The 12939-nt window shown below is 73.5% G+C and carries 15 protein-coding genes; 8 read left to right on the forward strand and 7 right to left on the reverse strand.

Features of this window, described 5'->3' with window-relative positions:
* The first annotated feature begins 245 nt into the window (after positions 1–245).
* Positions 246–521 (forward strand): hypothetical protein, encoded by a 276-nt coding sequence (locus ACFCLZ_RS38475; protein WP_380286461.1) that lies wholly within the window; start codon positions 246–248, stop codon positions 519–521.
* A 133-nt stretch (positions 522–654) separates the two neighbouring features.
* The gene (locus ACFCLZ_RS38480) at positions 655–870 is read left to right on the forward strand and encodes a DUF6243 family protein (RefSeq protein WP_380286462.1); all 216 of its coding nucleotides are present in this window, start codon (positions 655–657) and stop codon (positions 868–870) included.
* 414 nt (positions 871–1284) lie between these two features.
* Here ACFCLZ_RS38480 and ACFCLZ_RS38485 read toward each other — a convergent pair whose 3' ends face one another.
* The gene (locus ACFCLZ_RS38485) at positions 1285–1866 is read right to left on the reverse strand and encodes a hypothetical protein (protein ID WP_380286463.1); all 582 of its coding nucleotides are present in this window, start codon (positions 1864–1866) and stop codon (positions 1285–1287) included.
* A gap of 222 nt (positions 1867–2088) precedes the next feature.
* Between ACFCLZ_RS38485 and ACFCLZ_RS38490 the strand changes: the two genes are divergently transcribed.
* Positions 2089–2370, forward strand: a complete 282-nt coding sequence (locus tag ACFCLZ_RS38490) for a hypothetical protein (protein WP_380286464.1) — start codon at positions 2089–2091, stop codon at positions 2368–2370.
* A 103-nt stretch (positions 2371–2473) separates the two neighbouring features.
* On the opposite strand, the gene ACFCLZ_RS38495 is transcribed toward ACFCLZ_RS38490, so the two are convergent.
* The 3 genes from ACFCLZ_RS38495 to ACFCLZ_RS38505 form a co-directional block, all read right to left on the reverse strand.
* Complete coding sequence (locus tag ACFCLZ_RS38495; RefSeq protein WP_380286465.1) at positions 2474–2749, reverse strand: hypothetical protein; 276 nt, start codon at positions 2747–2749, stop codon at positions 2474–2476.
* Positions 2742–3041: a hypothetical protein gene (locus ACFCLZ_RS38500; RefSeq protein WP_380286466.1), complete on the reverse strand. Its 300-nt coding sequence runs from the start codon at positions 3039–3041 to the stop codon at positions 2742–2744. Before ACFCLZ_RS38500 ends, ACFCLZ_RS38495 begins: the two co-directional genes overlap by 8 nt.
* A 244-nt stretch (positions 3042–3285) precedes the next feature.
* Positions 3286–6090 carry an ATP/GTP-binding protein gene (locus ACFCLZ_RS38505; protein ID WP_380286467.1) on the reverse strand — a complete coding sequence of 935 codons (2805 nt, stop codon included), beginning with the start codon at positions 6088–6090 and terminating at the stop codon, positions 3286–3288.
* Positions 6091–6501: 411 nt separating this feature from the next.
* Between ACFCLZ_RS38505 and ACFCLZ_RS38510 the strand changes: the two genes are divergently transcribed.
* Together ACFCLZ_RS38510 and ACFCLZ_RS38515 are read left to right on the forward strand one after the other, a co-directional pair.
* Positions 6502–6864, forward strand: coding sequence for a hypothetical protein (locus ACFCLZ_RS38510; protein ID WP_380286468.1), 363 nt, complete (start codon positions 6502–6504; stop codon positions 6862–6864).
* 237 nt (positions 6865–7101) lie between these two features.
* Positions 7102–7422 (forward strand): hypothetical protein, encoded by a 321-nt coding sequence (locus tag ACFCLZ_RS38515; RefSeq protein ID WP_380286469.1) that lies wholly within the window; start codon positions 7102–7104, stop codon positions 7420–7422.
* A 7-nt stretch (positions 7423–7429) separates the two neighbouring features.
* Here ACFCLZ_RS38515 and ACFCLZ_RS38520 read toward each other — a convergent pair whose 3' ends face one another.
* Positions 7430–9199, reverse strand: a complete 1770-nt coding sequence (locus tag ACFCLZ_RS38520; RefSeq protein ID WP_380286470.1) for a zeta toxin family protein — start codon at positions 9197–9199, stop codon at positions 7430–7432.
* 61 nt (positions 9200–9260) lie between these two features.
* Entirely contained in the window at positions 9261–9689 is a 429-nt protein-coding gene (locus ACFCLZ_RS38525; RefSeq protein ID WP_380286471.1) for a hypothetical protein, read from the reverse strand.
* A 204-nt stretch (positions 9690–9893) separates the two neighbouring features.
* Between ACFCLZ_RS38525 and ACFCLZ_RS38530 the strand changes: the two genes are divergently transcribed.
* Positions 9894–10658 carry a hypothetical protein gene (locus ACFCLZ_RS38530; protein ID WP_380286472.1) on the forward strand — a complete coding sequence of 255 codons (765 nt, stop codon included), beginning with the start codon at positions 9894–9896 and terminating at the stop codon, positions 10656–10658.
* A 536-nt stretch (positions 10659–11194) separates the two neighbouring features.
* On the opposite strand, the gene ACFCLZ_RS38535 is transcribed toward ACFCLZ_RS38530, so the two are convergent.
* Positions 11195–11386: a hypothetical protein gene (locus tag ACFCLZ_RS38535; RefSeq protein ID WP_380286473.1), complete on the reverse strand. Its 192-nt coding sequence runs from the start codon at positions 11384–11386 to the stop codon at positions 11195–11197.
* 150 nt (positions 11387–11536) lie between these two features.
* Here ACFCLZ_RS38535 and ACFCLZ_RS38540 point away from each other — a divergent pair, with 150 nt between their 5' ends.
* Together ACFCLZ_RS38540 and ACFCLZ_RS38545 are read left to right on the forward strand one after the other, a co-directional pair.
* Complete coding sequence (locus tag ACFCLZ_RS38540; RefSeq protein ID WP_380286474.1) at positions 11537–12178, forward strand: hypothetical protein; 642 nt, start codon at positions 11537–11539, stop codon at positions 12176–12178.
* Positions 12179–12331: 153 nt separating this feature from the next.
* Positions 12332–12895, forward strand: a complete 564-nt coding sequence (locus tag ACFCLZ_RS38545) for a hypothetical protein (RefSeq protein ID WP_380286475.1) — start codon at positions 12332–12334, stop codon at positions 12893–12895.
* Positions 12896–12939 lie beyond the last annotated feature (44 nt).

Below are 12939 nucleotides of genomic sequence, written 5' to 3' on the forward strand. Positions count from 1 at the left end.
AATGTCGTCAAAGAGATTCGATGGCCTGCTTGAAGCCGGTACACAACCTCTCACTCACAGCGACATCCCGGGGAGCATTCAGGTGACAATTACATAACAGTGCGCATGCATTCGATAACGCTAGGTAGTTTTTCCTGTCAATGGCAGTTTTTTGGCAAGATCATTGCTATTGCCGTACTTTCAGATGCTTTGACGGGTTGGTCGTAGCCTGACCACGGTTTCGCCGGATTTGCCGGGAGGTCCTCATGCGCCAGCGGCACAGCTTCCACCTCGAACGGGGCGGGCACTCCTTCACGGTGCACGTGCGGTCCGGGTGGATCACCGAGACCGAGGTGCTGGTGGACGGCAAGGAGGTGGCCTTCCACCGGGTGCACGGGCACGGGGTGTATCCGCTCACGTTGGCCGCGAGACCCGCCGGGGAGCGGCAGCTGGCGGTGCGGCTCCCCCGGGCGGGCGGCGAAGGCCCGGCCGACGCCGGGGTAGCGAAAAGGTTGGTATGCGGGGCCGGCGGAACCAGGTAACGTCTTTGTCATGTTCTTCCAGACGCCGATCTACGAGTGAGCGCGTGACGGGCCCCGCTGACATCCCTCGACGTCGCCGCCCGTCCCCCACCGATGAATCCGTAGATCACTTCACATCATTAACCGGAGACCCGTGACCGTGAGCAAGAACATCAACAACCCCGTGGGCATGGGCGGCGGCCAGCGCAAGAAGCTGTCCCGCACCGAACGACAGAACAACGGCCCGCACCGCAACCTCGACCGCCAGGGCGCAGCCGACCAGAAAGCGGAACTGGTACGCAAGATGCGCGAGAAGGCAGGCACAACTGAAAGCGCCGGGCAATCGGGCGACGACACCGCACAGAGCTGACGCACCACCGCCGCAGAGAGGCACAGGCCACGGCCCGGACAGCGACCCGCGGTCCGAGCCCTGCAGCCATATCTGGGCTCTACTGCCATACCGGGCACGGCCGCTCCCGCTCAGCTCCCGGCCGCCAACCCGGCCACCACCGCCATCGCCCGCCAGAAACTGACTATCCCCAGCCGCCGCAAACCCGAGAACCAGTTCGCCCAGGCCCCCGCCGAACGCCGTTCCCACCACGACAAAGCCATCCGCACCGGTGTCATCCCGCTACGCCCTGCTCGCCTGCAGACGGCTGGCGATCATCGTCTGACCCCGCCTGCGCGGGAGGGCGGATGGTCCTGCCCGGCGCCAGATGTCCCGACCGGGCGGGCGCTCCCTCGGTGTCGTGACTTCGGTCCGGCCCGTGCCGGGCGGGCTGCCCTACGCCTTCGGCATGGTGAAGCCGAACGGGAGCTGCCGCAGGAGGTGGTGGTAGCCGGTGGCGTCCCGGACCAGGGACTCCAGGTGGAGAACGAAGTGCACCGCCGCCAGCTCGTCCCCGGTCGGGTTCATGGTGTGCCGTAAGGAACCGGACACCGGCCTGGCGCCGGCCAGCGCCGTCCGCAGGGCCGGGACGTCGACCCCGGGAAGTGCGCCGGCCTCCGCGGAGGCGAGCGCGCTGCGCAGGATGTCCATGTCCGCGCCGCGGACGTCGATCCGGGCCGGCGCCGGGTTCGGGTCCGGTTGAGGTACCGGGTTCTGCTGGAGGGCCCGGTAGGTCAGGACGGTCCGGCCGAGGCCGGTGATCCGTGCCGCCCAGTCCGGGCGCGCGCCGCCGATGGCGAGGAGGGCGGCGAGGACATCGTCGGGGGCGAGTTCGCACAGGCCGTGCCCGGCCAGGCCGCGCACGATCGTGGCGGCGCGGTACCGCTTCCCCAGCGGCCGCGTACCCGTTGCCCAGCCGTCCTCGCCGTGGTCCGCCAGGTCCTCCAGCACGATCCACTCGTCTCGACGGAGCGTCACTGACCCCTCCCGCATAGTGATGACCGGCGGCCATCCTTCCACGGCCGGTGCCGTGCTGTACGCGAAAGCCCACAGGCCCCGCTACCGGTGTGGTGGCTCCGGGGAACCCCGGGCACCGTCGGATCTGATGGTGCCCGGGGTTTCCCCAAGGAACGCGGGGCCCGGGTACCGGCCGGGGGACACTGGTACCGGTCCCGCCCGCACGAGACTTCCGGAGGAACGGTGAGCGCCCAGCCCGTGCACGGCCACCACGACGGCCGCCAGCCCATCCCACGCACCCAGGACGGCGTCGCCGAAGCCCTGCCCCCCGCGCAGCGCATGGAGTTCTACCGGGAGATGGGGGAGGCCGACGACACGACGATCGGCGGCGTGCTGAAGCGCTGGTGGCTCCGCGCTGAGCTGTACCGCGACTCGGAGGGCGACCGCATCCACGCCGCCGTCCAGGCCGGCACCGCCCCCGGCACCTCCGCATCCGCGGTCCTTCGCCGACTCGGGGCGCAGTGAGCGACGGCATCGGCTTCCCAGACGGCGAGGAATCCGTCTCCTCCTGAGCCTGGCGGTTGCAGGGTGGCCCTGGGTGACGGGCCTGGCTGGGGGCGGTGGTGTGTCAGAGGGGGATGACGCGGGTGAGGCGCACGACGTGGTTGTGGGGGTCGATGACGTATTCGACCAGGCCGCGTCCGTGGGGGATCGGGAGTCGGCGCCAGTCGCCGGCGCTGTCGCGGGCGGTGCTGTCCGGTAGCCACGGGTTCTCGGCGATCGCGACGGTGAGGGCGACGATCACGGAGAACAGGTCGACGGGCAGGTCGGGGTCGGACAGGGCGTCCTGGACGGCTTCGGATGGCAGGACCGGCCAGAGGTCGTCCGGTTCTTCGCTACTCACCCGGCAGGTCCCCGCCCCGTTCGCGGCGCAGCCGTAGGACGTCGGCCATGGTGGTGGTGGGCAGGGTGCCGTTGCGGGCGGCGGCGATGGTGCGGTCCTGGTCGGGGTCGGTGTCCATCTCCGCTTCGCACCACCAGCGGTTCAGGACCTGCTCGGCCTGATCGATCGGAGCCTGGCCGAGTTCGCGGTAGAACTCCATGCGCCGGCCGGCCTGCAGCGCGGCGGCGATGCCGTCGGGGGTGCGGGGCACTCGTGGCTGTGGGGGGTGGTGGTACACGGGTTGGACGCTCATCGGGCTCCTCCTGCCTCTGCCTCTGGGCACCACGGTATCCGGTGCCAGCCGGTCGTTGTGCCGCGCCCGCGATAGCCGTCCCCGGATCGTCGCCGGGGGCTCTGCTCCTGCCAGCACGGGGACCTCCGGTCCTCGGGGGACCTCACCGTAGGGCGACCGGTCGGTGCTGGGGAAGGGCTGTGACGTCGGCGGGAAGCGGGGCCGCTGCTGCCGGACGGTGGCGTCCCGCCGGCCCTGCCCGGTGTCAGAGGCCGAGGTGTGTGCGGCGGGCGGTGACGAGGGTGCGCCAGCGGTTGCGGACCTGGTCGGGGCCGTCGTACCAGCGGGCGGGGGAGGGGAACTGAAGGGGGAGGCCGGCCATGAAGTGGGCGATGTCTGTGTAGTAGGCGTAGTCGCGGTCGCGGGTGAGCTGGTCGAGGTCCCGGATCGCGGTGGCGAGGGCGGTCTGGTCGTCGGGGTCGTCGCGGACGGCGTGGTGGAAGCAGACGGCGAGGGCGAGCGCGGTGTGGGCGGCGCGGACGCCGGAGGCGCGGACCTCGGCGGCGAGGACGTCGGCGCGCTCGGGGATGGTGTCGCCGGGGGTACCGGCGTCGCGGACGAGGGCGGCGATGCGGGTGGTGAGGGTGGTGGCGCGCAGGTCGAGGCCGGTGAGGAACTGGTCGGCGAGGTGGAGGTCGTCGTCGGCGGCCTCGGGGTCGGTGAAGGCGCGGACGAAGGCGAGCTGGGCCTGGGAGGTGGCGGCCTCGCCAGCGACACCGTGGTGTTCGGCGTCGGTGCGGGCGGCTTCGTAGGCGGCGGCGGCCTGGTCCATCTCGGCGTGGACCCACCACAGGTCGCCGAGGACGCGGTGCTGGCGTCCGGCCCAGCCGAGGTTCTGGGCGGTGGCGAGGGCGGTGGGGAAGTCGCCGTCGAGGCGGGCGAGGTGGGCGAGGCCGCGGCGGGCGGCGGGGGCGAGGCGGGTGGTGCCGGCGGCGACCTGCTGCATGCCCTGGCGGGAGGCGGCGGCGCGGCCGAGGTCGCGGTGGGCCTTGGCCCGGTAGTAGAGGGCGAGGTCAGTCAGGTCCGCGGGCAGCAGCCGGCTGTCGATGACGCGGGTGAGGCGGTCGGCGGTGTGGGTGCGGTGTTCGCGCTGGCGGGCGGCGAGCGTGCGCAGGGCCTCGACCAGGGCGTCGGCCGGGGTCTGCAGGACCGCGGCGCCGGACGGTCCGTCCTCGGAGGTCTGCCCGGTGTCAGTGCCGGTACCGGTGCCGGTGTCGGTGTCGGTGTCGGTGCCGCTGGTGGGTGCGGGCGGGGCGATCGGTTCCCACACCGAGTCGGAGACGTAGGCCCAGGCGGCGTCGGCGAGCCAGCCGAGGCCGAGGCGGTGGTCGCGGGCGAGGACGAGGCCCTGGCGCAGGCAGCCGGTCAGCAGGGCCCGCCCGCCGGCGTCCCGGCCCGCCGCCCACTGGCCGCCAAGCGCGTCGAGGGCGCGGGCGGCGGCGTGCTGCCAGTCGTCCAGGGACCAGCGGTCGTCGGTGTGGTCGTCGGCGCGGCGGATCGTCGAGCGCACGACGGCGTGCAGGTGGTAGGGCCACAGCGCGGCCTCGTGCTCGCGGACGAAGGGCCGCTCGATCAGGCGCAGGGCGGCGGCCTGGCGGTCCAGGCCGGCGGCGGCGGTGGCGAGGGGGACGTCGAAGGCGTCCAGGAGGCTCGCGGCGCGCAGGACGTGGCGTTCGTCGGGGGTGAGGTCCTGGAGGGTGCGGGCGAGGAGGGCGGGGAAGTCGTGCTCGAAGTCGGCGGGTTCGGGGGTGCGGGTGCGGCGGATCTCCAGGAAGCGCAGCACGGCGAGGTCCAGATAGAGGGGTAGACCGTGGGAGCGGGCGGTGATGATCCGGCGCAGACGGTCGTCGATGAGGGGCCGGCCGTCGGCGGTGAGGCGGCGGGTGAGGTAGTCCTCGCAGTCCTCGGGGCTGAAGTCGCCGATCAGGATCTGCCGGCTGACGGCCGCCGCGGCCCGGTTGCCCGGGCTGGCGGATCCGGCCGGACCAGCGTTCGCCCGGTCGGCCTGGTCGGCCCGGGTGGTGGGGATGTGGGCGGCGAGCTGCGGCCAGGCGGCGGGCCCGGTGTAGTCGAGCTGGCCCTGCAGCGCGGGATCGGCCCACTGGAGGCGGGAGCGGCCGGTGACGACGAACAGCGTGTTCGGCATGAGCCACACCACCCGCTGGATCAGGCGCTCCAGGTCGCGGTTGGTGCGGTCTCCGGTGTCCTCGAAGGTGTCGAGCAGCACGATGGGCACGACGGCCTTCTTCGCGGGAAGCCGGTCGATCTCGTAGGCGAGCAGATGCGGGTAGAAGGCCAGCGCCTCGAGGTCCGGCTCGGCCTCCAGGAGGTCGGCCAGGCGCGGGCAGCCGGCCAGGGCCCGGGCGGTGGCGTGGCGTTCGCGCACCGCGCGGACGGCGGCGGTGGCGACCTGGCCGACGGCGGATCCGACCGCGCCGGGCAGACCCAGCTGCTGGGCCGCCTCCCCGAGGGCGGCCTGCAGCTGGCCGGGCAGGGCGCGTCCGGCGCGGCCGACCAGGCCAGCGCGGCGCAGGTAGTCCTCCAGCGGTTCGCCGGGGTGGTTGTGCTCCCAGTAGCGGTCGAGCGCGATGTCGAACGCGGGCAGCGGGCGGTCCAGGCCGGCCAGCGCCGCGCGCAGGGCGAGGACCAGGCGCTCGAAGTCGGTGCCGGCGGAGCGGGCCAGGTCGACACGGACCGGCAGCAGCCGCGGTGCGGCGGGCCAGGACGGCTCGCCCCACTGCGCGGGGCGCCGACCGGTGTCGGCGAGGGCCGCCTCCAGTTTGCGGGAAAGCGTGGACTTCCCGATGCCGCCGACCCCGTGGAAGACCAGCACGTTGTGCCGAGGCGCCTCCAGGTCCTGGACGTCGAAGCCGGGGGCGGCAATGCGGGCGAGGTGGCCGGTGAGCGCGGAGGAGACGGCGTCCCACTGGGCCTGGCGGTTGGTGAACGCCTCGTCCGCGTCCAGGGCCTGGTTGTTCGAGCCGAACAGCGCCCGCAGGTCTCGCGCCACGTGTGCCCTCTCCCCTGTGTCTGACCGGCCATCAACCTACGCCCTCGCCCACTTGCGGCGGTACCGGCCGGTGCTGCAGAGGCGCTTGCTCTCGGCATGTTGAACGTGGTGCAGCAAGGGCTCATACCGGCATCCGCGATGGCGGTGCCGATCCCGATCAGGAGGTGCGACTTGCCGGTGCCGGAGTCGCCGAGCAGCACCAGCGGGCGGCCCTCGCGCACCCAGGTCGGGCTCGTGAACGAGGAGGCGGTCTCCGATGGGACGTTCGGTTCGCCTCGTAGCCGGAGCTCTCCAGTCATCCGGGGTTGAGGGTTCACGAAGCCGTTGAAGGGGCTCTTCGCGACGCTGCGGACGCCGTCGGCAAGGTGATAGGGGGTGGAGGCCAGCGCACATCCGGGCGAAGATCCTCGCATGGAACGCGTCATCGACCTTGATCAAGCCGCAGCTGAGATCGCCGAACGCCGCCTGGGCTGGGAGCACACGGGTCTTGTCGTTGGGTCTGTGACCTGGAGAGATGAGGCTGCGCCATGGCCGCAGGCTCTGGAGGCGGACCGGGGCCGTGTCACTGCTCCCGGCTCGGTGGGCGTGGTGCTGGCGGGGCGGGGCGAGGCGGTGCTCGGGGTTGTGCTGTTCTGCGGGGGCTGGGCAGACGTCGACGCTCACACCCTCACGGGAGACGTGGTGACGGAAGCTCCTGCTGTTGAGTCGCCGAAGGCATTCGGGGGGTTGCTCGACAGCTGCGTGGCGCGCGTGTTCGGCGCGTCGGAACGGTAGGCGGCTCAACGGCTTTCGAGCCCGTGCTCCCGGAGTTGCCGTCGCGGTCGGCGCACTCGACCTGCAACAGGTCCAGCAGGAACCGCTTGCAGGTGTACTCCTCGGGGCGGCCTGGGCGAGCTTCTCTACAGGGCGCCCCTCCACCGGGCGTCGGGACGACCGGGCGCGGCACCGGCGGCGGGTTCGGCGTGTGAGACTGGCGGCGACCGTGACGATCCGATCCGAGGTGGTGCCACCGTGCCCGACCCCCGTCCTGAGGACGGCCCCGCCGAGAACCCCGGCCTGCCGGCCGGCTCCGGCCCGCAGGGGCCCCCCGGCAAGTGGGACCGGGCGGTGCGGGTCATCACCGCGGTGGTGGCCTGGTACAGCTCGGGCATCCGCGACCTGCGCCGAGCGGTGCGGGAAGGCGCCGACCCGGACCTGGACGTTCTGCTGGAGGCCCGGCAGCAGGCCATGACCGACCTCCAGCGGCTGAAGGACGGCGTGGACGCCGGGGAGGCCGCCCGCCTGGCCGACCACTACACGGCGGTCCTGGGCGAGCTGACCGGCGGGAGGTGACCGGCGCTCAGGCGGCCGGCACGGCGGGCAGCGGACCGGCGGGCGGCACGTCCAGCGGCAGGGGCCGCAGACGCTCCGGCAGGAGCGGGCGGGCGAGCGCCGCGATCTCCTCCACCTCCCGGCGGTGCTGCGGCAGCGCCCGGCGCACCGACTCCTGCACGGTGAGGAAGCGCCGGGCCTCCGCCTCCGTGTAGGGGCGGTTCCGCTCGACGTGCAGCGCCCACCCGGGTGTGGCGCCGGAGTGTCCTCGGCGCCACAGTGCGCGCCCGTCGCGGCCCATCACCACCAGGTCGTCCACCACGTCCGAGGAGGCGGCCTGGTCGACGGTGGCGGCCACCGCGTCGAAGCACCGGTCGTGCCCGGCCGCCGTGGTGAACCGCGCCGGAGTTCCGTGGCGCTGCGCGTCCGCGTAGCGGGCGGCGGTGCCCTGGCGGCTGTCGGCGGCGCGCACCGCCAGGGCCAGGACCTGGACGCGGTAGCTGGCGCGGTGGAACGCTTCGGCGTCGGCCAGGACGTTGCGGGCGCTGCCGGGGGCGGTCTCGATCACGATGTCGCCGCGCCGCTCGCGCACGTACGCCTGCGCCATGTCGAACCAGGCCTTGTAGTCCGCGCGGATCGCGGCCCCCGCCTCGCGGGCCTCGCAGCGCAGCAGGTCGTAGTAGTCGGGGTGCAGCATCTTGAGGTCGTCGCCGGCGAGGTGGACCGTGCCGGGGCGCATCGCGCGCTTGACCATGAGGGCGATGCTGGTCTTGCCCGCGCCGGGCTGGCCCACCACGAACACCGCCACCGGCCGCTCCCGGGCGACGGTGCCGCCCAGGAGCATCGGTGCGATGTCGAGGTCGAAGATCTCGCGGTGCTCGGCCGCGGAGAGCCGGTGGAAGTCGACGCCGGGCGGCCGGCGCAGGGCCTGCGCGACCCGGCGCACCGGTTCGGACAACGCGGCGGCCCGGCGCGCATCGCGGGCCACCGCCAGCACGCGGTCGGCCGCCACCCGGTCCTCGGCCCGGACCAGCGCCCGCTCGGTGCGGGACAGCTCCCGCTGGAAGCCCGCGCTCTCCACGGCGTCCCACCACCGGGCCCGCTCCGAGGCCACCGCCCGCGCCGCGCCCGGCGCCTTCGCCCAGGCGCCGCCGACGAGCTCGTTGCCGTACAGCGGCACCAGGCCGCGCCGCACCACGGTGACGCGGTCGGCCAGCATCTCCTCCTCGACCACCCGCAGGCTCGCGACGAGCGCGGCCGCGCACGCGTCGTGGTTCTCCCAGGACACGTACCGGCCCGCCCCGGTCGCCAGCGTCTGCGCGGTGTAGCGGGCGAGGACACCGAGCTGGCTCCACGCCTCGGCGCAGGCCAGCGCCACCACCTCGATCCGGTACCCGGCCGCCCGGTAGGCCGCCGCCTGCGCGCGCACCTCGCCGGCGTCGGCGAGCGCGGTCTCCACCAGCGCGTCGAACCGGCCCCCGCGCACCCGCTCCTCCACCGCGGCCTGCCAGCGGCGCGTGTCCGACCGCACGCCCGCACCGGCGGTGCGCACGTCCTCCTCCAGCAGAACCGGGTAGTGCCGGTGCGCGGCCTTGTACAGGTCGGCGCCCACCCGCACCGCCCCGCCCCGCGCATCGAGGACGGCGTGCAGCAGGTCCCCGAGGGTGGTCTTGCCGCTGCCGGGCTGCCCCGCCACGAGCACCACCACCGGCCGCTCCTGGGCCACCGCCCCGGCGGTGGCCGCCGGAAGGACCACCCCCTCCAGCACCGCGCGACTCTCCACCTCCGAAAGCCCCACGTCCTCCCCCTTCATCGCTCTCCCCGCTCTGACGGCCTTGTCCGCTCTTCCCCGCCCACGTTCAGAGGTGGCCGGCCGCCAGCCGCTCGCGCAGCTCGGCGAGCGTGGCGCCGCTGGGAACGTGGACGTACTGCGCCCAGCCGGACACGTCGTAGCCGACCTGGGCCTTGAGCGCGGGGGAGGGCAGCCGGAACGTCCGCCCGTCGGGGATGTCGATCCACCCGTCGCCCGCCACCGAAGCGGTGTAGGTGAACTTCAGCCGGCTCTGGATGTGCCGGAGCTGGTCGCCGGGCCGCACGAGCCCGGCCTCGATCAGCGGCATCAGCGCCCCGGTGGGCCGCGAACCCGCAGGATCGGACGCCGGCCGCTCGCCGTCGAGCAGCAGCCGCCGAAGGACATCGTTCGGCGTGTCCACCAGCGGCTCGCTGTGCCGCTGGAGGTAGGCGAAGACCTCATCGTCGATCTGAATCGTGCGGCTGGGCTGCGCCACGAGTCCCCCTCAAGACCAATCTCTTATCTCTGAACACCAGAGAAAAACAGATGTGGTGTCCAGTGTATTCCCATTGGCGTCGTCGAACCCGCGGCCGCCACCCGCAGCCGCCACGCCGCTCCAACAGCACCCCCGGGAATCGACCGACTGCAGCCAGTGTTCAATGGCACCGCCATCACCCAAGACGGGAAGGACACCCAGCACGTGGGACGCAGAAAGCCGGGCAAGCCGCGCCGCGAGCACGGACCGGTCGAGTACACCCTGCAGCAGCTCCAGCCGCCCGGCTACGACGAGTGGCTGTCCCCCGCCCCCGGCTTCGACCCCCAACGGGCCGCAGCCGACCCCAGGCTCAGCCCCCAAGCCGTCGACCTCATGCGGCGCCTGGGCCGGCTGCGCCCCGCCTACGGACCGAAGATCCCGCTGCAGGCCGCGTGGCTGGACATGGCCCTGGACCGTGGCGTCCTGCGGCTGCGCCGCCCGGACGGCAGCATCGGCAACCTGCCCGCCGGCGAACTCGCGGGCATGCTCGGCGGCAGGGCCGAGGTGGCGGACGTGCGGAACGCGGTGCACGAGCTCCACGCGGCCGGCATGCTCCTGGTCGAGCCGGACAGCGAGGACGCCGTCCTGCGCGTCGTCGTCGGCAAGCCCGCGAAGCCCGGCGATCCGTGGCTGTTCGGCGGCGACATCGCCAGCGACCTGGTACCCAAGACCTGCATCCCCGGCGACCCGCAAACCCTGGGGCACGAGGAGTTCGCCGCACTCGCCTACCTCCGCGCCCATCTCTCAGAAGGCACAGTCGGCACCGCGGAGGAGTACGCCACGTTCGAGGGCGTCGGATCCGTTGAGCGTGCCCAGGAGCTGTTCGACGCCGTCGCGGACCTGGTCGACGTCCGCGGCTGCCCGGCCTGCCCGACCGCCCACCTCTGCACGCGCGACCCCGACGCCGACCATACCGACCAGGCGGCGTGAAGCAGGGGTTGGCCCGGTTCACCGGGCCAACCCTCGTCCGTGCTCGGATCGTTCCCGCGGCCGGCCGGGAGAACGCGTCGGCCTGGGCTACAGGAACGGCCGGGCGAGGATGCGCAGCTGCTGCTCGGCGATGGCGCCCATGGGGCCGGCGGTGCCGATTGTGACGTACCCGGTCCAACGGGAGGGCGACGCCGTGCGGATGGCATGTTCGCGGCCGAAAAATCCCAGGTCAGCACCCTTCCAGTGTCGGCTGTCGGGGTCTAGCATTCCCGGCACGGCGGCCCCGCCACAGCACCACCGGGCCGCCGGGCAGAGCAGCCGCGCCCATGTCCTCCCCGGCGCTGCTGGCCTCCCACCGGCCGGGCCCCGCGGAACACCCCCCTTGCCCTCGGGACCCGGCCGCCTGCATCCCGCGCCCGCCCGGCCACGGCGGCCGCCGCCGGGTCTTCGACGCCTCATCGAGAGCGCGTCGAGGCCTGTCGGCGCTGTGCCTGTCGGCGCTGTTGGGCGGACCGGTCGGTCGGGTCACTGGTGCGCTAACCGCCGAGCCCGGCCGTCTTGAGCTCGGCCAGCAGCGCGGCCACGGCCTGCGCGCTTGGGCTCTCCCGGACCCGGGCGGCGGCGGCCTCGATCCGCTCGCGCGCCTCGGGCGGCAGATCGCGGGCCGTGGCGGCGAGCTGGTCGAGGCGCGCGGTGTAGCCCGGAGGCGGGGTCAGGTCATCGTCCATGCCGCGATGATGACTCGGCCGGGCGCCGTCCGAGGCGGAATCCCGTAGAACCGAGCGGTCGCCGCAGTGCCGGTCTGGAGTGTCTCGTACGGGCGGTCGGGAGCGGGCAGACTACTGGCTGTCCGTCATCGACCCGGGGAGGCCGGAACCGTGTGGGATCCCGACACCGAGCTCCAGGAGCACGCCGAGCGGTACGCCGTCAGCCATGACAGCCGGCACCCGTTGACCGACGCATGGCCGTGGGCGGAGGCGGTCGTCGCCTGGTACCGCCGGCGGCCACAGCGGCTGACCTCCCGCGCGGAGGTTGTCCTCGGGGAGGACGACTGGGCCCTGGTCGTCGCCGGCGTCGCCGAGTCGCTGCGGCTGCGGATGCGCGCCGGCGAGATCGGCGACATCCGCGTGGACCTCCTCGCCGACGAACTGCTGCTCTGGGCCCAGGTCGGGCACGAGTTCCCGCAGCCCGGAGAGCGGGGCTGGCCGGCACCGGACGGGCCGTACGCGGACCGCTGGGATGCGCTGGCCGATGTGCTGATCGCGGGCACCGAGCGGGGCCGGAGCGTGGTTCGGGCCGTGACCACCGTGCTCAAGGAGCTGGAGGTCCTCGCGCGCTCCCGGCCGTACCTGCAGGGTGCGGCGTACAACACCCTGATGGAGTACCGGTTCGCCACGCAGGGCTGCGACACGGTGACGCTCGCCGAAGTAGCCCCGGCACTCGGGGTCAGCCCCGTCCCGGTCCAGGACGTCGCCTGGTACGCCGGGGTCGCCGGCCTGGAGGAATCGCTGGCGAGCTGACCCGCTCCCTCGGCGGCGAGGGCAGCGGTGCTGCTGGGCGCCGGCACGGTGGCCTGCCGCCCGATCAGGTGAATCCGGCGCGGCCCCGCCCGCCCCGGTCTGCTCGCGGACCACCCTGGAGGGCACACGGACTCGACGACGAAGGGGCTGCGGGTGGCCGGCCGCGAGGTGGAACACATCGAGCAGCTGAGCGCCGCCCTCGGAGTGCTCGGCGCCGACTGGCAGCCCGACCAGGTCGCCGACGACGCCACCCGCGCCGTCATGCTGGCCACCGCCCTGCTGGGCGCGGCCGAGGCGCACCTGGTCGGCGCCGAGATGGACGCCGAGCAGGCCGGTGCCGACATCGAGGCGCTGCGCACCGCGTACGGGCCGGTCCGGGGCGAGGTCGTGGCCGCTGCGATGCCCACCGCGGCCGACGTCGAGCGGCTGCTGGTGGTGCTGCGGATCGGCCTGCTCGTCGGGGACCTGAGCCGGGCGGCCGGGCCGGACGAGCAGGCCCCGGACATCGAGGCCCTTGCCGCCGCGCGCGACCTGGTCAGCGCCGCGGCGGCGATGGTGACCTATCACTACGCCCCGTCGTTCGACGACGGCTCGGGCGTTCCGTCGGTCGACGAGTCTCTGACGCTGGCGTTCGCGATGGCGGCTCAGGCCACCCGCCGCCTCGCCCGGATCGCGGGACTGCCGCCGGACGCCGACGACGCGCAGAGTGAGGAGTGACTGGGTAGAGGCGCGCCGCGTGGTCGGCGGTACCCAGAGCAGGG

The organism is Kitasatospora purpeofusca, from assembly GCF_042691725.1.
Classification (GTDB): Bacteria; Actinomycetota; Actinomycetes; order Streptomycetales; family Streptomycetaceae; genus Kitasatospora; species Kitasatospora purpeofusca_B.